Raw genomic sequence first — 23,352 nt, 5'->3', positions numbered from 1 at the left:
AAACAAGACGCAAAGCCAAAAAGCACCCGAGGGCGCATCGCGCTGTCGGGTGTTGACCTCCGGGATCTCTTTATACCTTTTCGGGTCCCGGTCGGCGGCTTGGAGTCGTGAAACTGCCAGCTGATGGGCGGGATAAACAGGAAAGCGCCGGAAAAGTCAAGGCAGCGTTGGTTTCCGCCCGACAAAGCCTGCATTTCATCTTTGCGTGATCGGTCGTCGGCCGCCAGAGGCGGTGCTTGAACGGCGCCATTCTGCTCCCTATACATTTGTCATGAACCGTCGAAAATTTTTCCGTTTTTCCGCTGTTGGCCTGCTCGCTCTGGCGGGCGGCGGCCTTTATGCCCGTCGTTCAAGCGCCAGCGCCTATTATAGCGGCCCCATCTCCGATCATTTCGACGGGATACGCTTTTTCAATCCCGGTGGTACGCCACCCAGCAACTTCATGGGTCTGCTGAAATGGCGCTTCAATGGTGAACGCGCCAAGTGGCCGGAAAGCTATGCGAGCCCGTTTCCGTTTGCGAAACCGGACAGCCGGGTCGAGGGTAAAGACATGCGTGTCACCTTCATCGGCCATGCTTCCTTTCTTATCCAGACAGCGGGCCTGAATATTCTCGTCGATCCCGTGTGGTCTGAGCGCACGAGCCCGTTCAGCTTCGCCGGGCCCAAGCGCGTCAACCCGCCCGGTATCCGTTTTGAGGATCTGCCGCCCATCGATCTGGTGCTGGTAACGCATAATCACTACGACCATCTGGATATGGAGACGCTGAAGCGCCTGCATGTGGCGCACAAGCCGCTTTTCATCACGCCGCTCGGCAATGATGCCATCATCCGTACCGGCGTTCAGGCGGCGCGCATCGAGGTGGGCGACTGGGGGGATGTGATCGATGCCGGTACGGTGAAAATTCACTTCGAGCCGTGCCATCATTGGTCGGCGCGTGGTCTGAACGACCGGCGCATGGCACTCTGGGCGGCGTTCGTCATCGAAACGCCGGGTGGGAAAATTTACCATATTGGCGATACCGGCTTTCACGAGGGCCTCAATTACCATGCCGCGCGCAAGAAGCATGGCGAGTTTCGTCTCGCCAACCTGCCCTTCGGCGCCTATGAACCGCGCTGGTTCATGAAGGGCCAGCACCAGAACCCGGCGGAAGCCGTGGAAGGCATGAAGCTTTGCGGTGCGGCGCATGTCTGCGGCCACCATTGGGGTACGGTACAGCTCACCGATGAGGCGGTGGATGCGCCGCTTGTGGCCCTCAAGGCAGCGCTGACCGAACACGGGGTGGAGGAGAGCCGTTTCCGGCCGATGCGCCCCGGACAGGTTTTCGACGTGCCTTCCGCCTGACAGCCGCCCCGTTTGCGACGCAACAGTCTGGTAATTTGCCGGTGTTTCCGCCATATAGGGCGAAAGCACGGGAAAATCCCGTATGAAAAGCGGTTTTCAGGTTTAAAGCGATGGCGAACACGGTCGAATTTGCGAAGATGAACGGGCTTGGCAACAAGATCCTGGTTGTCGATATGCGCGGCCGAAAGGATATGGTCACGCCAGAGGCAGCAATTGCCCTCAATGCCGATCCTGCCACCCAGTTCGACCAGATCATGGCCATCCACGATCCGCGTATCGAGGGAACGGATGCCTATATTGACATCCTCAACTGCGATGGCACCAAGGCGCAGGCCTGCGGCAACGGCACGCGTTGCGTGGTGCAGGCGCTGTCGTCCGAAACCGGCAAGACCAGCTTCACCTTCCAGACGGTCGCCGGTATCCTGAATGCCGTCGAGCATGAAGACGGCATGATATCGGTCGATATGGGGCTCCCGCGTTTCCGCTGGAGCGACATTCCGCTTTCGGAAGAGTTTCACGATACCAGCCGCATCGAGTTGCAGATCGGGCCGATCGACGCGCCGATCCTGCATTCGCCCGCTGTGATGTCGATGGGCAACCCGCACGCCGTATTCTGGGTTGATCGTGATCCAATGGAGTTCGATCTCGAACGCTTCGGCCCGTTGCTCGAAAACCATCCGGTGTTTCCGGAAAAGGCCAATATCACGCTGGCGCAGGTGATTTCAGACAGCGCGCTTCGCACCCGCACCTGGGAGCGCGGCGCCGGGCTAACGCTTGCCTGCGGGTCGGCCGCCTGTGCTTCAGCTGTTTCCGCTGCCCGCACCGGCCGCACCGGCCGAACGGTCAGCATCGATGTCGCCTCAAGCCCGATCCGCGTGCCGCTGACCATTGACTGGCGTGATGATAACCACGTCATCATGACCGGCCCGGCCGAATGGGAATGGTCAGGTTCTGTCGATCCCATTACCGGCTTGTGGGCGCGGGATGCGGTCGAGTGGGGGGCTGTATGAGCGGGGTCGAGGTCATAACCTTCGGCTGTCGTCTCAACACCTATGAATCGGAAGTGATGCGGGCGGAGGCCGAAAAGGCCGGGCTTAACAATGCCGTGCTGGTCAATACCTGCGCGGTGACCGGGGAGGCGGTGCGTCAGGCCCGCCAGGCGATCCGCCGCGCCCGGCGCGACAACCCGTATGCGCGCATCATCGTCACCGGCTGCGCCGCCCAGACTGAGAAGCAGACCTTTGCCGACATGCCCGAGGTGGATGCCGTGCTGGGCAACGAGGAAAAGCTGAAAAGCGCTTCCTATCGTTCGCTTCCGGATTTCGGCGTTTCGGCGGAAGAAAAGCTGCGCGTCAACGATATCATGAGCATCAAGGCGACCGCACCGCAGATGGTCAAGCACATAGACGGGCACGTGCGGGCGTTCATTCAGGTGCAGAACGGCTGCGACCATCGCTGCACCTTCTGCATCATTCCCTATGGACGCGGCAATTCCCGTTCTGTGCCGATGGGTGCGGTGGTGGATCAGGCACGCAGGCTGACGGAGAGCGGTTATCGCGAGATCGTGCTGACCGGCGTGGATGCGACCAGTTACGGCGCCGATCTGCCGGGTGAGCCTTCTCTTGGTTATCTTGCCAAGACATTGCTGAAGCAGGTGCCCGATATCCTGCGCCTGCGCCTTTCTTCCATCGACAGTATCGAGGCCGACCACCATCTGATGGATCTTATTGCCGATGAGCCGCGTTTTATGCCGCATCTGCACCTGTCCCTCCAGCATGGCGACGACATGATCCTGAAACGCATGAAACGCCGTCATTCACGTGCCGATGCTATCCGCTTCTGTCACGAAGTGCGGGCGCTCAGGCCCGATGTGGCCTTCGGCGCGGATATGATCGCCGGTTTTCCGACCGAGACGGAGGAGATGTTCGAGAATGCCGCAACGCTGGCGGAAGAATGCGGCATTTCCAACCTGCATGTCTTTCCCTACAGCCCGCGTGCCGGCACGCCCGCCGCACGCATGCCGCAGCTGGACCGCGCGCTTGTGAAGGAGCGGGCGGCGAGGCTTCGCGTGCGGGGGGAGTCGCTTAAGGTGGCGCATCTGCAAGGAATGGTTGGTTCGGTGCAGACTATTCTTGTTGAAAACAACGGTTTTGCCCATACGGACAATTTCACGCTGGTGGCGGCACCTGATCTTGCCCCGCGCACCCTTGCGCGGGTTGCGATTACCGGCCACAACGGCAAACATCTGAATATGAGGCTTCTAGCCGCAGATGCGGCCTGAGGCAGCGCAAGAAAAGAGACACGGGAACAACCATGGCCCTCGGCTTCATCAAAAAAGTCTTTTCGTTCGGCAAGGACAAGGCCGAAACGGAAGAGCGGCCACAAGAGAATGCTGCGCTTGAGCGCGGCAATGAAAACGCCTCTTTCGAAGCGGCGCTGAACGACGCCGAAGCGCATGATGCTGTCGACAGGGACCCTGTTTCCGAACTGGAGATAGAGACGGCCGGCGGCCCGGCCCCCGACGAGGCGGAAGATCTAGCCTCCTCCGGCGAAAATGAAGACGAGGACGCGCCGCTTCTCCCCGGTGCCGAGCTTTCCGGCGATATGGGCCTGGTGCCATTGTCGTTGCTACAGGCGGAAGCCGCTGCCGAGGAGCAGGTCGAGCCGACTCCGGACACTGCCGACGTCGTGCTGGATGCCGATGCGATGGATGCGCTGCTCGACGAGGCGGAAGCCGCTACCGCGCCTGAACCCATTGCGGTTCCACCATCTCTGCCAAAGGGCTTTTCGTCCGCGAGTGAGCGGCAGGAGCCTGCGCTTGCCGCACCTGAGGTGAAACTGACATGGTTCCAGCGCCTGCGAAACGGGCTTGCCCGCACGTCTTCGCAGCTAACCACACAGATTTCGGCGCTTTTCACCAAACGCAAGCTGGATGAAGATACGCTCGACGAGCTGGAAGATCTTCTCATCCAGTCCGATCTTGGTGTCGAGACCGCCATGCGCATCACCGGCGCCCTGTCTTCGGAGCGTTACGGCAAGGATGTGAGCGGTGAAGATGTGGCGCGCATCATGGCGGGCGAGATCACCAAGGTTCTGAAGCCTGTTGCCAGACCTTTGGAACTCGATCTCTCGCACAAGCCGCATGTCATTCTCGTCGTGGGTGTCAACGGTACGGGCAAGACGACGACCATCGGCAAGCTCGCCGCCAAGCTTTCTGGCTCGGGCCTCAAGGTGATGCTGGCGGCCGGCGATACTTTCCGCGCGGCAGCGATTGAGCAGTTGAAGATCTGGGCCGACCGCACCGGCTCGGACTTCATCGGCACCAAGCTTGGGGCAGATGCCTCGGGTCTGGCTTACGATGCCTATGAGCAGGCTCGGGCGCAGAAAAGCGATGTGCTCATCATCGATACCGCTGGACGTTTGCAGAACAAGACGGAACTGATGGCGGAGCTGGAAAAGATCGTGCGCGTGCTCGGCAAGCTCGATCCGGATGCGCCGCACACCGTGCTACAGACACTGGATGCGACAACGGGCCAGAACGCCATGAACCAGGTGGAAATATTCCGCAATGTTGCGGGCGTTTCGGGCCTGATTATGACAAAATTGGATGGCACGGCGCGGGGCGGTATCCTCGTCGCCATCGCTGCAAAACACAAGCTGCCGGTCTATTTCATCGGCGTGGGTGAAGGTGTTGACGATCTGGAGCCCTTCGAGGCGGAAGATTTCGCCAAGGCCATTGCGGGAGTTTGAGTATGGATATTGAAAGCAATTCCAAGGAAAGCGAAAAGATGGTGGCGGAAATCAGCCCGCTCCTGAAATTCGTGCTTGAGCTTGGCCCGCTCGTCGTTTTCTTTTTCGCCAATTCCCGCGGCGAATGGCTTGCCACCACTTTTCCGGTTCTAACAGAGTTCGGTGGCCCGATCTTCATCGCCACCGGCCTGTTCATGATCGCGACAGCGATTGCGCTCTCCGTTTCCTGGGTGCTGACGCGCAAGCTGCCGATCATGCCGCTGATTTCAGGCATCGTGGTCTTCGTGTTCGGCGCTCTGACGTTGTGGTTGCAGAACGACACTTTCATCAAGATGAAGCCGACCATCGTCAACACGCTGTTTGGCGTCATTCTGCTGGGCGGCCTGTTCTTCGGGCAGTCGCTGCTCGGTTACGTCTTCAATTCCGCCTTCAAGCTTACGGATGAGGGCTGGCGCAAGCTGACGCTGCGCTGGGGCATCTTTTTCCTCTTTCTGGCGGTGCTGAACGAGGTTGTCTGGCGCATGTTCTCCACAGACACCTGGGTGGCCTTCAAGGTCTGGGGCACCATGCCGATCACCATCATCTTCACCATGGCGCAGATGCCGCTTGTGATGCGCCATTCTGTCGAGCCGCTTGGCAAGGACGAAAAATGACAGTTGCGGAGATGCCGGCTTCCCGTTCGCGTTCGCTTAGATGGTTCGGCGTGGCCGCCGGGCTGCTTCTCCTGCAGATCATCATTCTCTACGCCATGGGCCGCATTCCGATTTGTGAATGCGGTTATGTTAAGCTGTTCGAGCCTGGCGTGAATACACCGGGCAACTCCCAGCACATCGCTGACTGGTACACCCCGTCACATATCATCCACGGCTTCCTGTTCTACTGGTTTGCGTGGCTGCTGTTCCGCAACAAGCCGCTTTCCATGCGGCTTTCCCTTGCGGTGCTGGTAGAGGCCGCGTGGGAAATTCTTGAAAACTCGCCCATCATCATCGATCGCTACCGAACCGCGACGATGGCGCTGGGGTACACGGGCGACAGTATCCTGAACTCGGCGATGGACACGGTTTTCATGGCGTTGGGTTTCTTCTTCGCCGCCCGTGCGCCGGTGTGGCTAACGGTGGTGGTCGCCATCTTCTTCGAGATATTCACCGGCTGGCTGATCCGCGACAACCTGACGCTCAACGTCGTCATGCTTGTCTGGCCTGTTGAAGCCATAAAGGAATGGCAGAACGCGCTCCCGCAAATGTGAACGGGGTTCGCGGACGTTGCAGTCCGAACGGCCCTGGAATCGCGCGATATATGCAGGCTTTCTTAAGGGCATTGCGGTAACATCCGGGTTCAAAGGCTCGTCTCTCCCTCCGGCAGAACCCATTGCAAGACAATTTCGCCTATCTTCTTCCCTTTATCATGCTGACATTCGGCGTGGTGTTTCTGTTCCTGCAGAGGACCGGGCAGGCTTCCGCCCGCTACTGGGGTATCGGATATCTTTCGGCGGCCTTTGCTTTTGCAACACCGCTGGTGCTTGGCGGGCTGCCTTTTGAAGTTCAGGCGATCCTTTCGAATCTGTTGTTCTTTTCCGCCTTCTTCCTCTATGGCCACGCGTTGCTCACCCATTTCGGGCGGCCGCTCTATACCAAGGCGCGGCTGTCGATCGTCGTGGTTGCGGTGTTGCTGGTTTCTTTCCATGTTTTCATCACGCCCGATCTGAAACGCGAACTCGTCATCGGCGATCTCGTTTGCGCCCTTTTGCTCGCAATCCCGGTCTGGCTCGTGCGAAAGCGCCCGGCTGCGCTTGCCGACAGGCTGATGGTGGGAATCGCCTGTCTTGTGGTGGTGGAGACGCTGGTGCGCATCGGCTTGCTGCTGGTGATGACGCCGGGAGGCTCGATGATCGAGCTCAGCGAGTTCTTCGAGTCGGATTATGCTTTCTACATGCAGCTTGCTGCGAGTATTTTTGGTTTCCTGCTCGCGCTTTCGGTGCTCGCGAGCCAGATTTCCGTCACCGTGGACCGGCATCAGCACGCGGCGGAGCATGACCCCCTGACGGACGTGCTGAACCGCCGTGGCTTCGACCGGCGTGTGCCCGACTTTCGCAATGATACGCCTGATGGCGCGGTGATTGCCTGCGACATAGACCATTTTAAGCGTATCAATGATGTCTACGGCCATGCGGCCGGAGATATCGTCCTCATCGGCCTTTCCGATCTTCTCACAAAAAATGCACCCGAGGATGCGCTGGTAGCGCGTTTCGGCGGCGAGGAATTCGTGGTGTTCCTGCCCGGTCAGACGGCTGCTGCGGCCAGCCAGCTTGCCAATGGCATGCGGACAGGCCTGTCGTCACTGGATTGGCGCAACCGGGGTGTGACCAGTCAGATCACGGCGAGCTTCGGTGTTTCGGCGGTCGCGAGGGGCGATCATTCCATTCACGACGCCATCAAGCGTGCTGATGACAGTCTTTATGCCGCAAAACGCGGCGGTCGCGATCAGGTGGTGCTGGAAGGCATGCGTCTGCCGGCTGAAGGCCCGCCTCTGAGGGTCGTTAACAAGGCGTGATGCCTTACGAGCGGTTATTTCCCGGCTGCGGCCGCAATGGCCGGTCGCAGGTCGCGCTCGACGCTGCGGGCATCGAAGGGGCCGACCTTTTTGTAAAGGATCGTGCCGTCCGCGCCGACCAGGTAACTTTCGGGAATGCCATACACACCCCAGTCAATCGCCGCCTTGCCGCTGGGATCGATACCTATGGCAGCAAAGGGGTTGCCGAGCTCGCCGAGGAAACGCAGGGCATTGTCCGGCTTGTCCTTGTAATTGATGCCGACGACAGTGATGCGGTCGTCTTTCGCCAGTTCCTGCAACAGCGGATGTTCCTGCCGGCAGGGAATGCACCAGGAAGCGAAGACATTGACCAGCGTCAGCTTGCCCTTGATGGCGGCATCCGTCAGTGCCGGCAGGTGCGAACCTTCCAGCGGCGGCAGCGACAGGGTCGGCGCCCTGGTACCGATCAGCGCTGACGGTATGGCGCTGACATCCAGTCCGTTGACATCCTGATCATATAGCATCTTGCCGGCAACGAGGGCAAAGCCGCCGAACAGCAGCAAGGGAAGAAGCGCCAGCGCGTAACGTGCGCGGCCAGACGACCTGGATTTTGATGTGTCATTCTGGTTAGTCTGCGTCATTTGCCGTCACCAGCGGAACCGGCTCTTGCCCTGCGGCGCACACCGGATGCTTCGAGTTCCTTCAGTTCCCGCTTGCGTGCCTGGCCGTCAACGACGACCCAGGCGATGAGACAGAGAACGACAAGGCCGGTCGCCGCATAGGACATGCCGATATAAAAGGCGTGTGTCATCCCTCAACCCTCTCGGTTCGCCATGCGAGCGGCAAGCCGGCGTTGCGCGGCCACGCGGCGGCGCCAGATTTCATTGCGCATGGCGGCGATATGCAGGGTGAAGAACAGCAACGTGAAACCGATCGCCATGGTCAGAAGCGGCCAGAGAAACTCCGCGTCGATGGCGGAGCCGCCCATCCGGATGACGCTTGCCGGCTGGTGCAGCGTATTCCACCACTCGACCGAAAACTTGATGATCGGAATATTCACGAACCCGACGAGGATCAGCACCGCGCTGACGCGGGCGGCTCTGGATGGATCGTCCATGGCGCGGTTGAGTGCGATGAGCCCGAGATACATCAGGAAAAGCACGAAAACGGAGGTCAACCGCGCATCCCACACCCACCAGGTTCCCCACATAGGCTTGCCCCAGAGCGAACCGGTGATAAGTGCGATGAGCGTGAAGGCCGCGCCAATGGGGGCTGCGGCCTTATGGCTGACATCGGCTATCGGATGACGCCAGACGAGGGTGCCGATAGCGGATATTGCCATGACCGAATAACACATCATGGCCAGCCAGGCGGACGGAACGTGCACATACATGATGCGCACCGTGTAACCCTGCTGGTAATCTCCTTCCGAGGTGAAGGACATGTAGAGGCCGGCCGCCAGCACCAGCGCGGTCAAACCGGCGAGCCATGGCAGGATGCGTGTCGCCAGCGCCAGAAACCGCGTGGGATTGGCGAGATCGCTGAACTTGGTGATGGAGAAAGTCTGCTCGTTCATGCCGTTTGTGTAACCCGAGAATGGCCGCCCCGCAATTGATCCCTGTCAACAGGGTATCGTGCGTTGCGGTTTCCTCAATCCATAACATTGCGCAGTGCCAAAGCGGCAAAGAAAGGGCCGGTCACGGCTGAAAATAACGTGATCGCGCAGAGAATGAGAAAGGGTGGCAGGAAAGGCGCCGGGTCCTGCACTGCCGCGTAGGAAGCGCTGACACCGAAGATCAGCACCGGAATGGCGAGCGGCAGGACAAGGATGGAGACCAGAAGGCCGCCGCGTGGCAGGGCAACGGCGACCGCCGCCCCCACCGCGCCGATGAAGGTGATGGCGGGTGAGCCGACGAGAAGGGTGAGCATCACCGCGCCGATTGCCACCTCGTCCATGTTCATGAACAGGCCGAGAAGGGGTGATGCCAGCACCAAGGGCAGGCCCGTTGATACCCAGTGCGCCAGGCATTTGACGAAGACGGTCAGCACCAGTGGCGTTTCCTGCATCAGGATGAGATCGAGGGAGCCGTCGTCGCGTTCGGCCTGGAACAACCGGTCGAGGCCGAGAAGGGCGGACAGAAGTGCGCCGATCCAGACAATGGCCGGGCCGATACGGGCAAGCAGGTTGAGATCGGGTCCAACGCCGAAAGGGATGACGGCAACCACTGTCATGAAGAACAGGACGCCGATCAGCGCGCCGCCGCCGGCGCGGATGGAGAGTTTGAGATCGCGGAGGAAGAGAGCGGTCATTGGGGTGGCCTCGGCGGGTGAAGTTTACCCCCCTCTGCCCTGCCGGACATCTCCCCCTCAAGGGGGGAGATCGACTCGCGGTTAGGTCTCGTCCAACTCAATGCTCGAGAATCGAGTGGCTGTAGCGCCTCTTGCCGATCTCCCCCCTTGAGGGGGAGATGCCCGGCAGGGCAGAGGGGGGTAGGCCGCCTGCACATCGCCATCACGCCCAAGCCTCCACACCCGCAAACCCCGTCATCTGCAATTCCCGCGCATTCGTTAGCCCCAAAGGCTGATGGGTTGCCGCCAGCACGATCCCGCCTTTTGCAAGATGACCTTTCACAAGGTCGGTAAACATGTCGTCTGCCGCCCTGTCGAGCGCCGCAGTCGGTTCATCGAGAATCCATACCGGCCGCCATGCGACAAGGAGCTTTGCCATCGCGAAGCGGCGCTGTTGACCGGCGGACAGGTAACCGAAAGGCAGGTGGGTAATGCCGGCAAGGCCGACACTCTCGGCCGCTTCGTCAATCGCTACGCCCGCCGCGCCATGAAAGTCTCTAAGGAAATCCTTCCAGAAGCGCAGGTTCTCGGAAACTGTCAGTTCCGTCTTCATCGCATTGCGATGGCCGAGATAATGGCACGCTTCCGAAGGTCGCATCTCGGCTTCTATTCCTTCGCCGGCTATCTTCACTTGCCCCCGCTCGGGTCGCAACAGACCGGCCACCGTGCGCAGCAGCGTCGATTTTCCCGAGCCGTTACGCCCGGTCAGCACCAGCGCCTCACCGTCGCTTAACTTGAAGGAAATGTTCATGAATATGAAATCTTCGCCGCGTCGCACGCCAAGATTTTCCGCCGTCAGATGCATGCTGCGTTCCGATTAAAATTTGCCGTTCGATCATAAAAAAATCGATTAGCGTCGTGGAATGGTCTGGCACGTTTGTCTGAAATTATCTATATGGGTGTCAACACGCCAGCGGCCGGCGTGAACATCATCTTGCGCCGGACTTGACGATTGCGAGGAGCAATTTTCACGTGCGGACAGCGGAAATGGTCGTACCCGCATCCTGATGTGCATGAGTGCATAGGTGTCCGCACGAACGTGTTGGCTATCAGTGTAAGCGGGGTTTTTATCCATGCCCAAATCACTCGACAGTTTCAAATGTCGTTCCGTTCTTACCGTCGATGGTAAGGACTATGTCTATTTCAGCCTGCCCAAGGCTGAAGCCAATGGCCTGAAGGGCGTTTCCAAGCTGCCCTATTCCATGAAGGTCCTGCTCGAAAACCTCCTGCGTTTCGAGGACGGCCAGTCCGTTACCAAGGAACACATTCTGGCGGTTTCCGAATGGCTCAACAACAAGGGCCTCACCGAAAACGAAATCGCCTACCGCCCCGCCCGCGTTCTCATGCAGGACTTTACCGGCGTTCCTGCCGTGGTCGATCTTGCCGCGATGCGTGATGGTATCAAGGCTCTCGGTGGAGATCCCGAAAAGATCAATCCGCTGGTTCCTGTCGATCTCGTCATCGACCACTCCGTTATCGTTGACGAATTCGGTACGCCGAACGCTTTTGCCCGCAACGTCGAACTTGAATATGAGCGCAATGGCGAGCGTTACCGCTTCCTCAAGTGGGGCCAGCAGGCATTCAAGAACTTCCGCGTTGTTCCCCCCGGCACGGGCATCTGTCACCAGGTCAACCTGGAATATCTCGGCCAGACCGTCTGGACCAAGGAAGAGGACGGCGAGACCATCGCTTATCCGGATACCTGCGTCGGCACGGATAGCCACACGACCATGATCAACGGCCTCGGCGTTCTCGGCTGGGGCGTCGGCGGTATCGAGGCTGAAGCGGCCATGCTTGGCCAGCCGGTTTCCATGCTTCTGCCTGAGGTCATCGGCTTCAAGCTGACTGGCAAGGTGAAGGAGGGCGTCACCGCGACCGACCTCGTTCTGACCGTCGTGCAGATGCTGCGCAAGAAGGGCGTCGTTTCCAAGTTCGTTGAATTCTTCGGCCCCGGCCTTGATTCAATGTCTTTGGCCGACCGAGCGACCATCGGCAATATGGGCCCGGAATATGGCGCGACCTGCGGCTTCTTCCCGGTTGACAGCGAAACCATCAATTACCTGACGATGTCCGGCCGTACAAAGGATCGTATTGCCCTCGTGGAAGCCTACTCCAAGGCCCAGGACATGTGGCGCACCGGCGACGGTTCCGATCTTGTCTTTACCGACACGCTCGAACTCGACCTCGGCGACGTTGTACCGTCCATGGCCGGCCCGAAGCGTCCGGAAGGCCGCCTGCCGCTCGAAACCATCGCGCCCAATTTCGCGACTGCTCTCGAAAATGACTACAAGAAGCCCGGCCAGCTTTCGAGCCGCTACGCGGTTGAAGGCGAGGACTTCGATCTTGGTCACGGCGATGTGGCAATTGCCGCCATCACCTCCTGCACCAACACGTCCAACCCCTCCGTCCTCATCGCTGCCGGCCTTCTCGCCCGTAACGCTGTCGCCAAGGGGCTGACCTCCAAGCCATGGGTGAAGACGTCGCTTGCACCTGGATCACAGGTGGTTGCCGAATATCTCGACAAGTCGGGCCTTCAAAAGGATCTCGATGCGATCGGTTTCAACCTCGTTGGCTTCGGCTGCACGACCTGCATCGGCAACTCCGGCCCGCTGCCGGCGCCGATCTCCAAGACGATCAACGACAAGGGCCTGATTGCGGCCGGCGTTCTCTCCGGTAACCGCAACTTCGAAGGCCGTATCTCGCCTGACGTGCAGGCGAACTATCTGGCCTCTCCGCCCCTCGTCGTCGCTTACGCTCTTGCCGGTACGGTCCAGAAGGACCTGACCAAGGAGCCGATCGGCAATGATAAGGACGGCAACCCGGTCTATCTCAAGGATATCTGGCCGACCTCGAAGGAAATTCAGGAGTTCATCCTGAAATACGTCACGCGCGAGCTTTACGAGACGAAGTACGCCGACGTCTTCAAGGGTGATGCCAACTGGCAGGCCGTTCAGGTGCCGCCGGGTCAGACCTATGCCTGGGACGACAACTCGACCTATGTCCAGAACCCACCCTACTTCGTGGGCATGGGCAAGACGGGTTCGGGTCTCAAGAACATCAAGGGCGCGCGCGTTCTCGGTCTCTTCGGCGACAAGATCACTACCGACCATATTTCTCCGGCCGGTTCGATCAAGGCGGCATCGCCTGCCGGTGCTTATCTCACCGAGCATGGTGTCGGCGTTGCCGACTTCAACCAGTACGGCACACGTCGTGGCAACCACGAAGTGATGATGCGCGGCACCTTCGCCAACATCCGCATCCGCAACCACATGCTCGGCCCGAACGGCAAGGAAGGTGGCTACACCATTCACTATCCGTCCAAGGAAGAGATGTCGATCTATGACGCGGCCATGAAGTACAAGGCTGAGGGCGTTCCGCTCGTCATCTTTGCGGGTGTCGAATATGGCAACGGCTCATCCCGTGACTGGGCGGCCAAGGGTACCAACCTGCTCGGCGTCAAGGCGGTCATCGCGCAGTCCTTTGAGCGTATTCACCGTTCGAACCTGGTCGGCATGGGCGTCGTCCCCTTCGTCTTTGAAGCGGGAACGTCCTGGGCGAGCCTCGACCTCAAAGGCGATGAAATCGTTGAGATCGACGGTCTCGAAGGCGAGATCAAGCCGCGTGAAAAGAAGATCGCCAAGATCACTTACAGCGACGGCACGGTGAAGGAAGTTCCGCTTCTTTGCCGTATCGATACGCTTGATGAAGTGATCTACATGAACAATGGCGGTATTCTGCAGACCGTTCTGCGCGATCTGGCTGCGTAAAGCTTCGACAATCGAAGGCGCCGGGAGGAATTCCGGCGTCTTTCCGTTTCAAGTCGCTTGTTTTGTGATTGTCGCTCACCCCTTCGTGACTTTCTATTGAAGGGCGTTAGACGTTATTTTCCGGTTTGCATCCCGGCGGGATTGATCGCATCAATTCGTCTGGATCTCTTCCGGACAAAGGTTTTTGTAATGCCGCTGAAATTCCCCCTGTCGATATGTCTTCTCGGCACGTTGCTCGTCACCTCCGCGCAGGCGCAGCAGGCGGTGAAGGGCGTCGTCGAATTGTTCACATCGCAGGGATGTGCATCCTGCCCCCCGGCGGATGAGGCCCTGCGCAAGATGATCCAGAAGGGCGACGTCGTCGGTCTCTCCTATCATGTCGATTATTGGAACTATCTCGGCTGGACGGATTCGCTCGCATCCAAGGAAAATACCGAACGGCAATACGGTTACATGCGTGCACTCGGCCGCAACGGGGTCTACACGCCGCAGGCCATTCTGAACGGCCGTGACCACGTAAAGGGCGCGGATGTGCGCGGGATCTATGACAGGCTCGACTCGTTCAAGCATGAGGGCAAGGGATTGAACGTACCCGTCTCGTCAAAATTTGCGGGTGATGAGGTGGAGATCGATATCGGTGCGGGCAGCGGCAAGGCCGATGTCGTCGTCGCATATTTTACCCGGGAGCAGACCGTGGATGTGCAGAAGGGTGAAAACCAGGGGAAAAAAATGTCCTACTGGCACAGCGTTTATGACGTGCAGACGGTCGGCATGTGGGACGGTTCGCCGATGACGGTAAAGCTGCCGGCGAGCGTGGTGGCCAAGGTAAAAAAGGGCGGCTGCGCCGTGCTGTTGCAGACGGCGAATGCAAGCGGTGATCCCGCGGCAATTGTCGGTGCAAGTATTTTATTGGGGAACGAAACGCCATAATCGCCGATCTGGCGATTGAAGATCCGGTCCGGGCACTGGGGGCTGGGGGTAAAGGGTCAATGCACCGGACCGGGTCATCTTGGTGCCTAGGCATCAATTGACAATGCGACTATTCCACCCAATTCAGGCCATGGTTTGACCGAAATACGGCAGGCGCCCGTAAAATGGGTGCCTAAATGGTTACCGTTTTTACCCTGCTTTTGCGCGGGACGGTTTGTCGGTGATGTTGGGGCAGATGCTCGTTGTCGCATTGTTTTTCTGCCTGCAGAGCTTTCGAAGCCGAGAAACCCCATCTGGTTCCTATCAGCGCCGTAAGTCGACAACACTTGCAATTTCGAGCCGCCAAGCTCACATTGATCTGATGATTTGGGTGGAATCGGAGGTACTGGATGACCGATCAACCGGATGTGCAGCAGGCTCAAACCGCTTCACGCGACAGTTCCACCGTTATCGATCTCCGTGAATACAAGAAGAACAAGGATCCATTGCCGGTGACCTTTCACCGCCGCGAGCTGGATGCGATTTTGCGCATTTATGGCCGCATGGTGGGAGAAGGGGAGTGGCGGGATTACGCCATCGATCATCTGAAGGAAAAAGCGGTGTTTTCCGTCTTTAAACGGTCGGGAGAAATGCCGCTCTACAGGATCGAAAAGAACCCCAGGCTGGCGGCGAAGCAGGGAGCTTACAGCGTCGTCAATGTGGATGGCCGCATTCTGAAGCGCGGCCACGAGCTGCCGCAAGTCCTCAAGGTTTTCGACAAGGTTTTGAAACTTATCGAATGAGCTCCAGTAACGTCAGTCTCCTGCCTTGACGGGCGATCAGGCGCATTGAGCGAAATGAGGTAATAAAAAAGGCGACCCTGAGGTCGCCTTTCTTTTTCCGTAGGACCCAATCCCTTAGTCGTCGCGGTTCCCGAGGAACTGCAGGAGGAAGGTGAAGAGGTTGATGAAGTCGAGATAGAGCGTCAGCGCACCCATGATGGCCTTGCGGCCAGCGACGGCAACATCGTCAGCATCGAAATACATTTCCTTGATCTTCTGGGTGTCGTAGGCGGTCAGGCCTGCGAAGATCAGCACGCCAATCGCGGAAATCGCGAACTGCAGCGCGGAGGATGCAAGGAAGATGTTGACGATCGAAGCGATGATCAGACCGAACAGGCCCATGATCAAGAACGAGCCCATGCCAGACAGGTCCTTCTTGGTCGTGTAACCGTAAAGCGAGAGCGCACCGAACGAAGCCGCGGTCACGAAGAAGGTCTGCACGATGCTCTGGCCGGTGTAGACCAGGAAGATCGAGGAGAGCGAAACACCCATCAGCGCGGCGTAAACCCAGAAGGTCGTCTGCGCAGCGGAAACGCTCATGTTCTGGATGCGGAAGCTAAGGAAGAAGACCAGTGCCAGCGGAGCGAGCATCACGACCCAACGAAGCGGCGACGCGAAAAGCAGCTGCTGGACAGCCGGATTGGAAGCGGCGAGCGTATAAGTGCCGAACGCGGCAACGCCGGTGATGACCAGAGCCAGCGCCATAAGGTTGTAAACCTTGAGCATATAGGCGCGAAGACCTTCGTCGATCAGCGCACCAGACTGTGCACGCGTCTGCGCCATGCGGTTCTGGTAGTTATTAAAGTCAGCCATTGTTTCCTCTTTTGAGCTCCGTAATTGCTACGGTGTCGGGATACCTCCCGGGCGCCGCTGCGGAGCTTCAGCAAGCCTGCTCAAGAATATGATGGCAGAACGTGTTCGATACAAGGCCTTTTCCCGCCGAAAAGACACCGTATGCGCGAAAAGCGCTCACGTTTTGGCGATCATTACAAAGAATTAATCGTTAAAGTTAAGCGGCGCACAACCGATGATCATTCACCGGCCTGTCTGAGAACAGGCGCTGCCTTCTGCCCGAGAATCCGCCAGGTGCCGATGAGGCCGATGCCCACAGTCATCACAAGGGCGACGACAAGGGTTCCGATTGCCACATCCGGCAGGAAGCTGGAGGGTAGCTTCATGATGCGGGCGATCACGAACCATGCGGAGACACCGCCGGCGAAAAGCGCGAAGACGGCGGTGGCGAGACCGAGGATCATGTATTCATAGGAGAAGGCGCGTATGAGCAGGCTTCGCGTGCCGCCCAGCGTTTTCAGGATGACGGCGTCATGCGTACGGGCGCGATTGCCGGCCGCAAGCGCGCCGGCGAGAACCAGGACGGACGCAATGAGCGCAACGGCTGCGGCGGCGCGGATCGCGGTCGCGAGCTGGCCGACAAGCCGGTTGACGACGTCGAGCGCATCCTTCACGCGGACGCTGGTGATCGTGGGATAAGTATTGGTGACGGCGCGCAATATGCGGCCTTCGTCGGCCGCAGTTGCGGAAGGATCGGCAAGTGTTGCCAGCCAGGCATGGGGCGCGCCGCGGAAAGTATTGGGCGAAAACACCATGACGAAGTTGATCGACAGGGATTCCCATTCGACATTGCGCAGATTGGCGATCTTCGCCGTAATGCTGCGGCCAAGCACGTTGACGGTAACGCTGTCGCCAATCTTCAGGCCCAGATCACCCGCCTCTTTCGCTGCGAAAGAGACCAGCGGTTCGCCGCTATAATCCGTTGCCCACCATGCGCCCTCCGTCAGCTTGGCATTTTCAGGAATGTTTTCGGAATAGGTGATGCCGCGGTCGCCACGCAGCACCCATCGCCCGGACGAGGGTACGTCCATTTTCGTCACGTCTTCTCCGTTGAGAGCGAGGATGCGGCCGCGCAGCATGGGCACTTCCGTCAGGGTGCCATGCGGCGCTTCCTGTTTGAGAAGATCGCGGAAGCCTTGCACTTCGCTGCCCTGAATATCGACGAAAAAGAAATTCGGCGCTTTCTCCGGCAGGCTGTCCGTTAGTTCGCGGCGCAGGTTGCCGTCGATCAGTGTCAGCGTCACGAGGAGGGTCAGGCCGAGGCCGAGAGAAAGAACCACCGAGGGGGTGAGTGCGCCCGGTCGGTGAATATTGCCGATCGCCAGTCTCAGCGCAGCCGAATGAACGCGCGGACTGCGCTTGGCTATGGCCTTTACGCCGGAGGCAACCAGCCGCAGCACTACGAAGGCAAAGGCAATGGCCGCGAGGAAGACCGAGGCTATGAAACGGTCTTCCGCCGAGAAGACAGCAAGGGCCGCAAGCGCCGCCAGAAGCACACCGGTCGCGGTCAGATAAGGCCAGGACGGCAAGCTTCCCTCCTCGAAACCCTGTTCGCGGAAGAGCGCCGTAGCCGGCACCTCGCGTGCCTGACCGAGTGGTACGATGGCGAAGGCGAGTGTCGTCAGGAGGCCGAACAGAGCGGCGAGACCGAGCGCGCCGGGATAGAAGGCAAGTTCTTCCGGCACTGGCAGCACGCCCTCCAGAAACCGCATGGCGATGAGTGGCGCAACGGCACCGACCATAAGCCCGATGACAATGCCGACGGCCGCAATGAAGGCGATCTGGAAGAGATAGGTCATGGTGACCACGGAGGCTGGCGCACCCAGGCATTTCAGCGAGGCGATGGTGGTGCGCTTGGAATCAAGAAATGCGCGAACGGCATTCGCGACGCCGACACCGCCGACGATCAGGGCAGTGAGGCCAACCAGCGTCAGAAACTGCGAGAACCTGTTGACGTTTTCGGTGAGCGACGGGGCAGCCCGGTCGCTGGTGCGGATCGACCAGCCGGCATCGGGAAAGGCCTTGTTGGCTGCATCGGTCATTGCCGCCCGTGCTGCAGGATCGTTCAGCTTGATCTTGTAAGCGTGTTCGACGAGACTGCCCGTCTGAACGAGACCAGAGGCGAAAAGGGCGTCGCGGCTGACCATCAGTCGAGGAGCAAAACCGAAACCATCAGATAGGGCATCCGGCTCATCGATCACGGTGCCGTTCAGTTTCAACGTCACATTACCGAGCAGAATCTCATCGCCGACCTTGATTCCGAGCCGTTCCAGCAGAAGCGGCGCGGCAATCGCGCCATAGGTGTCGTCATTTCCGGCCAGAAGCTCGCTCAGCGGCCGGTTCGGCTCGGCCACGAACGTTCCATAGAGCGGGTAGGAGCCGTCAATGGCCTTTACTTCCGTCAGGGTCTGTTCTGAGCCATTGGCGAGGCGCGCCATGGAGCGTAGACCGGTGGAAACCGCGACGGTGCCGAGACTATCGAGGTAAGCGCGCTCTTCTGCCGTCACTTCCCTGTTGCGCAGCTCAAAACGCACATCGCCTGCCAGTATGGACTGCCCCTCCGTGGCGATGGCGCTGGTGACCGCGCGCGAGACGGAATTGACGGCGGCGATGGCGCCGGTTCCAAGCGCGATGCAGGCGAGGAAGATGTAAAAGCCCCGCAGGCCGCCGCGAATTTCGCGCCGCGCGAGCCTTGCTGCGTTTCTGACATTTGCAAAAGACGAAAGAAAGATTCCGGTCATGCGGATACCGCCCGAGCCATCTGTGAGCGGGCGCTGTCGCCCTCGATTTCGCCGGAGCGAACCTTGATCTGCCGTGAGCATCGGGCCGCCAGCGAGGGATCATGGGTAACGAGGATCATCGTCATGCCGCGCTCGGCCTGTTTGGCAAACAGAAGATCGGCGATCTGTTTGCCCGTGTCGGTATCGAGGTTGCCGGTCGGTTCATCGGCTATCAATACGGCTGGCGACGGGGCGAGTGCGCGGGCGATGGCCACACGCTGCTGCTCGCCGCCGGAGAGCTGGCCGGGATAATGATTGAGGCGCTCGCCGAGACCGACAGCGACCAGTTCACGCTCGGCGATTTCGAACGGGTTCGGAACGTTTGCCAATTCCAGCGGCACTGCGACATTTTCCAGTGCGGTCATGTTGGCGATGAGGTGGAAGGACTGAAAAACGATGCCAATGTTGCGGCCGCGGAAATCCGCGAGCGCGTCCTCACCGAGCTCGTGCAGCGGCGTATCCGAAATGATGATTTCGCCGCTGTCGAGCCTCTCGAGCCCGGCAAGCACCATCAGAAGTGTCGACTTTCCCGATCCGGAGGGGCCGACGATGCCAACCGCCTCGCTCTCTCTGATTGAGAGATCGATGTTCTTGAGAACGTGGACGGAGGCGGCGGCACTGCCGAGCGTGAGGTCGGCTTTCTTCAGCTCTATGATGCTTTTCGTCACAATTCTCGTTCCTATATAGGGTGATGAAAACGGTCTGGCGGTCGATGCGGTCGGTTATTTCAGGCAATGGGAACCAAGTTAGGAAAGCCGTGATGAGATTTAAAGCTGCCCTGTTTCACTTCATCGTCATTTTCGCCACCGCCCTTTCCGCCACTGCTGGCTTCGCCCAGGAGAGGACATTGCAGCTGGTTGGCCTCGGCGACAGCCTGATGGCGGGTTATCAGCTTCCCCCGACTGACAGCTATACCGCACAGCTTGAAGCTGCATTAAAGGCCAGGGGGATCAATGTCGCCATCGCCAACGCAGGTGTGTCCGGTGACACTTCCTCAGGCGGTCTGGCGCGGGCGGAATGGTCTGTTCCCGATGGCGCTGACGGCGTCATTCTGGAACTGGGCGCCAACGACGCACTGCGGGGAATTCCGCCGGAACAGACCGAAAAGAACCTCGACACCATCATTTCCGGTTTTCAGAAGCGCAACATAGCCGTGTTGCTGGTCGGTATTATGGCGCCGCCAAATATGGGCGATGATTATGCAAAGCGCTTCAATCCGATATTCCCGAAGCTTGCGGAAAAATACAACCTGCCGCTTTATCCCTTCTTTCTGGATGGCGTGGTGACGGATGATGCGCTGAAGCTGGACGACAAGATGCACCCCAATACCAAGGGGGTGGTAGTGATGGTCGAAAAATCTTTGCCGGCTGTTGAAAGCTTCATCAAGACAATCGGTGCGCAAAAAAAATAAGCACTTGCGCCCGTCTGCATTGCGTGATTCGCTATGCTTGTTCTGCCAAGAGATTCGGGGAGCTCGCCATGCCGAGACTGTTTACCGCCCTCGAAATTCCGCGCAATGCGGCGATGAGCCTCTCATTGTTGCGCGGTGGTCTGCCGGGAGCCCGGTGGATCGATGTGGAGAATTATCACATAACCCTGCGTTTTATCGGTGACATCGACGGTCGTACCGCCGATGAGGTCGTTGACAGGCTGGACCGGATAGACCGGCCGGAATTCCAGCTCAACCTCACCGGAATGGGCTCCTTCGGCTCCAAGAAGCCGCATTCCATCTGGGCTGGCGTTTCTCCCTCGCCCGAAATGCATGCGCTGCAGGCGGAAATCGAGAGAATCTGCCAAAGGATCGGTCTCCCGCCCGATCCGCGCAAGTTCATGCCCCACGTCACGCTGGCGCGGTTGCGCTCCTCCCGCGTGGACGATGTGGTGCAGTATCTTTCCGGACGCGGCAACTTCCGCACCTCACCCTTTACGGTCGGGCGCTTTGTGCTGATGTCGTCGAAGGAATCGGTGGGTGGCGGGCCCTATATCGTCGAAGAGGTGTTTCCGCTTCACGAGGCGCGGTCCAGCTCGATCTTTTCGAGCAGCGATCTGCATCCCGCTAAAAGCATGTTGTAAACTGTGAGGAATCCGTCCTCGGCCCCGTAGTAGGGATCGGGGACGTTCTCGCGATGCCCGGCGGCATATTCCATGAAAAGATGGATTTTGTGGCGGTGCCTTTCGGAGCTCAATCGCAGCAGGTTCGCCAGATTGTTTTCGTCCATGGCGAATACCAGATCGAAGGTCTCGAAATCCGCCGCAGCGACCTGTCTCGTCCGTTGAAGTGAAATATCGATACCGTGCCGGCGCGCCATGGCGATGGATCGCGGATCGGGCGCGTCACCCCTGTGCCATCCGCCGGTGCCGGCGGAATCGACGGTAAGCTGATGAAGCGCTGCGCTCTCGGCAAGGTTCCTCAAAATCCCTTCGGCCAACGGTGAGCGGCAGATATTGCCCATGCAGACGAAGAGAATAGCTGTATGTTTCATGGAATATGCGTCGATCCGGTCGTTGAAGCGTTAATGGGTTTAAAGCGGAGGCAAATTCATGAAATATCCCAGACTCGAGCCCGATGCCATCCGGCAGGCCCTGCAGAAACTGGAGGGTTGGTCCCTGCGCGAAGACGGGGCGGCGATCGTCCGTTCCTTCAAGTTTTCCAGCTTTGCGGAAGCCTTCGGTTTCATGGCTGAATCCGCTCTCGTCGCAGAGAGGCTCAATCATCATCCCGAATGGTCCAACGTTTATTCGCGGGTCAAGGTATGCCTCACGACCCATGATTCGCAGGGTGTGACGGAGCGCGATTTTCTTCTGGCCGAGGCCATGCAGAAGGCCGCTGCCGGCCGAGGCAATTGAACGCTCCGCCTTAAATCCCATATAATAGCCGTGACCGGAGGACCGTCGATCATGGATGATGTGAAAATCGGTGAAATTCTTCTGCCGGGTGAAACCGACAGGCAGCGTGAGCGCGAAGAGGTTGTTCGGACCAGGTTCTGGCCGAAGCTGAAACGTGTCATGTCGAAAGTGCCGTTTGCCCGCGATGCGGCCGCGGCCTATTACTGCGCGATCGATCGCGACACGCCGCTGCGCGCCAAGGGTATCATCCTCGCTGCGCTGGCTTATTTCATCATGCCTTTTGATGCCGTGCCGGACATGCTGGCCGTCGTCGGTTTTACTGATGACATAGCCGTCATTACCGCAGCGCTCGCGATGATCCGCGCCAATATCAAGATGGAACATTACGACGCGGCGGACGCCATGTTGAAGCGGCAGCAGGAGGCCGGGTAACGCCTCTGTGATCTGCCCGTTCGGGCGCGCCCGACGGGCGACAAATTCTTGCCTGAATTTATGTGTCATACACACGGAGGAAGGGTGTCGCACGCCCTTCTCCTCAGGGCGTCGGGAGTCGCCAATCTGTAACACTGCAAGACGTTTCCGGCATTTTATGCGTGTTGTTGACGGTTTGGTAACCGCTTCCCGACCACAATGAGAAAAGACGATCCGCACCTGAACGTGGCCGATCCAGACTCTGGGCTCGCCGATGCTTCGGGCCAATGGAAGACAATAACCCGGCAGGAAATTCTATGTTTGTAAGAAGTGTAGCAACCGCAGCGGCCATTTTGCTGACCAGCGTCGGCGTAGCATCTGCACAGTCGCCCACGCGCATCCAGCAGTTCAATGCTTGGGGTGCCTATTCGTACAAATCGGGCAACAGCACCGTCTGCTACGTTCTTTCCATTCCCACCGCCAAGGAACCGGCGAGCGTCGACCACGGCGATATATTCTTCATCGTCTCCCAGCGCCCGGGCCAGAACATCTCCTACGAGCCGCAGGCCATGGTAGGTTATCCGCTGAAGCAGGGTTCGAAGGTCAATGTGACGATCGACAACAAGAATTTCGTCATGTTCACGAAGGACAAGGCCGCCTGGGTTGAAAACGCTGCGGAAGAACCGGCTCTCGTGGCTGCCATGAAGGGCGGCAAGTCCATGACCGTCAAGGCAGTTTCTGGCCGTGGCACCGCGACCTCCTATTCCTATTCGCTGTCGGGTATTTCGGCTGCTCTCAAGCAGATCGAGAGCTGCAAGTAACGCTGACCCTTCATCGCGTTTGACAATGGCCGGTCCTCGACCGGCCATTTGCGTTTTTGCCAGTTTGATGCTAAAGGCGCGGCAATATTGACAGGCGGATGCGCGAAAAGTGCTCCGCCTTTGATTTTCTCGACATGCAGACGATTTTCCGCC

General features: G+C 58.9%; 24 protein-coding genes. 15 read left to right on the top strand and 9 right to left on the bottom strand.

Annotated elements, in window-relative coordinates:
* The first annotated feature begins 271 nt into the window (after window positions 1-271).
* The 7 genes from FHW77_RS19545 (at window position 272) to FHW77_RS19515 (ending at window position 7,642) form a co-directional block, all read left to right on the top strand.
* Window positions 272-1,342 (top strand): MBL fold metallo-hydrolase, encoded by a 1,071-nt coding sequence (locus FHW77_RS19545; RefSeq protein WP_004443939.1) that lies wholly within the window; start codon window positions 272-274, stop codon window positions 1,340-1,342.
* 110 nt (window positions 1,343-1,452) lie between these two features.
* Window positions 1,453-2,352 carry a diaminopimelate epimerase gene (gene dapF / locus FHW77_RS19540; RefSeq protein ID WP_004443937.1) on the top strand — a complete coding sequence of 300 codons (900 nt, stop codon included), beginning with the start codon at window positions 1,453-1,455 and terminating at the stop codon, window positions 2,350-2,352.
* Complete coding sequence (gene mtaB, locus FHW77_RS19535; RefSeq protein WP_004443934.1) at window positions 2,349-3,623, top strand: tRNA (N(6)-L-threonylcarbamoyladenosine(37)-C(2))-methylthiotransferase MtaB; 1,275 nt, start codon at window positions 2,349-2,351, stop codon at window positions 3,621-3,623. The genes dapF and mtaB overlap by 4 nt, the downstream gene beginning before the upstream one ends.
* Window positions 3,624-3,655: 32 nt before the next feature.
* The gene (gene ftsY / locus FHW77_RS19530; protein WP_004443931.1) at window positions 3,656-5,092 is read left to right on the top strand and encodes a signal recognition particle-docking protein FtsY; all 1,437 of its coding nucleotides are present in this window, start codon (window positions 3,656-3,658) and stop codon (window positions 5,090-5,092) included.
* A 2-nt stretch (window positions 5,093-5,094) separates the two neighbouring features.
* Window positions 5,095-5,745, top strand: a complete 651-nt coding sequence (locus FHW77_RS19525; RefSeq protein ID WP_004443928.1) for a septation protein A — start codon at window positions 5,095-5,097, stop codon at window positions 5,743-5,745.
* Entirely contained in the window at window positions 5,742-6,338 is a 597-nt protein-coding gene (locus FHW77_RS19520) for a DUF2585 domain-containing protein (protein ID WP_004443925.1), read from the top strand. Before FHW77_RS19525 ends, FHW77_RS19520 begins: the two co-directional genes overlap by 4 nt.
* Window positions 6,339-6,460: 122 nt before the next feature.
* A complete protein-coding gene (locus tag FHW77_RS19515; RefSeq protein WP_034500065.1) occupies window positions 6,461-7,642 on the top strand; it encodes a GGDEF domain-containing protein in 1,182 nt (393 codons plus the stop codon).
* A gap of 14 nt (window positions 7,643-7,656) precedes the next feature.
* Here the strand turns inward: FHW77_RS19515 and FHW77_RS19510 are convergent, their stop codons facing one another.
* From FHW77_RS19510 to ccmA, 5 genes are all read right to left on the bottom strand, one after another.
* Window positions 7,657-8,262 (bottom strand): DsbE family thiol:disulfide interchange protein, encoded by a 606-nt coding sequence (locus tag FHW77_RS19510; RefSeq protein ID WP_004443920.1) that lies wholly within the window; start codon window positions 8,260-8,262, stop codon window positions 7,657-7,659.
* A complete protein-coding gene (gene ccmD / locus FHW77_RS19505) occupies window positions 8,259-8,432 on the bottom strand; it encodes a heme exporter protein CcmD (protein WP_004443917.1) in 174 nt (57 codons plus the stop codon). Before ccmD ends, FHW77_RS19510 begins: the two co-directional genes overlap by 4 nt.
* Before the next feature lie 3 nt (window positions 8,433-8,435).
* Window positions 8,436-9,197: a heme ABC transporter permease gene (locus tag FHW77_RS19500; RefSeq protein ID WP_004443916.1), complete on the bottom strand. Its 762-nt coding sequence runs from the start codon at window positions 9,195-9,197 to the stop codon at window positions 8,436-8,438.
* 74 nt (window positions 9,198-9,271) lie between these two features.
* The gene (gene ccmB / locus FHW77_RS19495) at window positions 9,272-9,931 is read right to left on the bottom strand and encodes a heme exporter protein CcmB (RefSeq protein WP_004443913.1); all 660 of its coding nucleotides are present in this window, start codon (window positions 9,929-9,931) and stop codon (window positions 9,272-9,274) included.
* A 202-nt stretch (window positions 9,932-10,133) separates the two neighbouring features.
* Window positions 10,134-10,775: a heme ABC exporter ATP-binding protein CcmA gene (ccmA, locus tag FHW77_RS19490; RefSeq protein WP_004443911.1), complete on the bottom strand. Its 642-nt coding sequence runs from the start codon at window positions 10,773-10,775 to the stop codon at window positions 10,134-10,136.
* Between the two features lie 268 nt (window positions 10,776-11,043).
* On the opposite strand from ccmA, the gene acnA reads away from it, so the two are divergent.
* From acnA to FHW77_RS19475, 3 genes are all read left to right on the top strand, one after another.
* Complete coding sequence (gene acnA, locus FHW77_RS19485; RefSeq protein ID WP_004443908.1) at window positions 11,044-13,737, top strand: aconitate hydratase AcnA; 2,694 nt, start codon at window positions 11,044-11,046, stop codon at window positions 13,735-13,737.
* A 189-nt stretch (window positions 13,738-13,926) separates the two neighbouring features.
* Window positions 13,927-14,667 carry a DUF1223 domain-containing protein gene (locus tag FHW77_RS19480; protein ID WP_004443905.1) on the top strand — a complete coding sequence of 247 codons (741 nt, stop codon included), beginning with the start codon at window positions 13,927-13,929 and terminating at the stop codon, window positions 14,665-14,667.
* Window positions 14,668-15,056: 389 nt separating this feature from the next.
* The gene (locus FHW77_RS19475; RefSeq protein WP_004443903.1) at window positions 15,057-15,449 is read left to right on the top strand and encodes a DUF2794 domain-containing protein; all 393 of its coding nucleotides are present in this window, start codon (window positions 15,057-15,059) and stop codon (window positions 15,447-15,449) included.
* Window positions 15,450-15,563: 114 nt separating this feature from the next.
* Here the strand turns inward: FHW77_RS19475 and FHW77_RS19470 are convergent, their stop codons facing one another.
* The 3 genes from FHW77_RS19470 to FHW77_RS19460 all read right to left on the bottom strand — a co-directional run bounded on the left by FHW77_RS19470 (window position 15,564) and on the right by FHW77_RS19460 (window position 19,788).
* Window positions 15,564-16,301 carry a Bax inhibitor-1/YccA family protein gene (locus tag FHW77_RS19470; protein WP_006698258.1) on the bottom strand — a complete coding sequence of 246 codons (738 nt, stop codon included), beginning with the start codon at window positions 16,299-16,301 and terminating at the stop codon, window positions 15,564-15,566.
* A gap of 218 nt (window positions 16,302-16,519) precedes the next feature.
* Entirely contained in the window at window positions 16,520-19,081 is a 2,562-nt protein-coding gene (locus tag FHW77_RS19465; protein ID WP_004443900.1) for an ABC transporter permease, read from the bottom strand.
* Window positions 19,078-19,788, bottom strand: coding sequence for an ABC transporter ATP-binding protein (locus FHW77_RS19460; RefSeq protein WP_004443899.1), 711 nt, complete (start codon window positions 19,786-19,788; stop codon window positions 19,078-19,080). The genes FHW77_RS19465 and FHW77_RS19460 overlap by 4 nt, the downstream gene beginning before the upstream one ends.
* A 92-nt stretch (window positions 19,789-19,880) precedes the next feature.
* On the opposite strand from FHW77_RS19460, the gene FHW77_RS19455 reads away from it, so the two are divergent.
* Window positions 19,881-20,531: an arylesterase gene (locus tag FHW77_RS19455; protein ID WP_004443897.1), complete on the top strand. Its 651-nt coding sequence runs from the start codon at window positions 19,881-19,883 to the stop codon at window positions 20,529-20,531.
* Window positions 20,532-20,599: 68 nt separating this feature from the next.
* On the top strand, window positions 20,600-21,193 hold the full coding sequence (gene thpR / locus FHW77_RS19450; RefSeq protein ID WP_004443895.1) for an RNA 2',3'-cyclic phosphodiesterase: 594 nt from the start codon (window positions 20,600-20,602) through the stop codon (window positions 21,191-21,193).
* Here thpR and FHW77_RS19445 read toward each other — a convergent pair.
* Complete coding sequence (locus tag FHW77_RS19445) at window positions 21,127-21,603, bottom strand: low molecular weight protein-tyrosine-phosphatase (RefSeq protein WP_004443893.1); 477 nt, start codon at window positions 21,601-21,603, stop codon at window positions 21,127-21,129. The genes thpR and FHW77_RS19445 overlap by 67 nt on opposite strands.
* Window positions 21,604-21,661: 58 nt before the next feature.
* On the opposite strand from FHW77_RS19445, the gene FHW77_RS19440 reads away from it, so the two are divergent.
* From FHW77_RS19440 to FHW77_RS19430, 3 genes are all read left to right on the top strand, one after another.
* Window positions 21,662-21,967 carry a 4a-hydroxytetrahydrobiopterin dehydratase gene (locus tag FHW77_RS19440; protein ID WP_004443891.1) on the top strand — a complete coding sequence of 102 codons (306 nt, stop codon included), beginning with the start codon at window positions 21,662-21,664 and terminating at the stop codon, window positions 21,965-21,967.
* Window positions 21,968-22,018: 51 nt separating this feature from the next.
* Window positions 22,019-22,399, top strand: coding sequence for a YkvA family protein (locus FHW77_RS19435; RefSeq protein ID WP_004443888.1), 381 nt, complete (start codon window positions 22,019-22,021; stop codon window positions 22,397-22,399).
* Window positions 22,400-22,695: 296 nt separating this feature from the next.
* Window positions 22,696-23,199 (top strand): invasion associated locus B family protein, encoded by a 504-nt coding sequence (locus FHW77_RS19430; RefSeq protein WP_003523183.1) that lies wholly within the window; start codon window positions 22,696-22,698, stop codon window positions 23,197-23,199.
* The last annotated feature ends 153 nt before the right edge of the window (window positions 23,200-23,352 follow it).

Source organism: Agrobacterium sp. RC10-4-1 (assembly GCF_014138475.1).
GTDB classification, from domain to species: domain Bacteria; phylum Pseudomonadota; class Alphaproteobacteria; order Rhizobiales; family Rhizobiaceae; genus Agrobacterium; species Agrobacterium pusense.
Note: the sequence above shows the minus strand (reverse complement) of the source record. Positions and strands in the feature narration are given on the sequence as shown.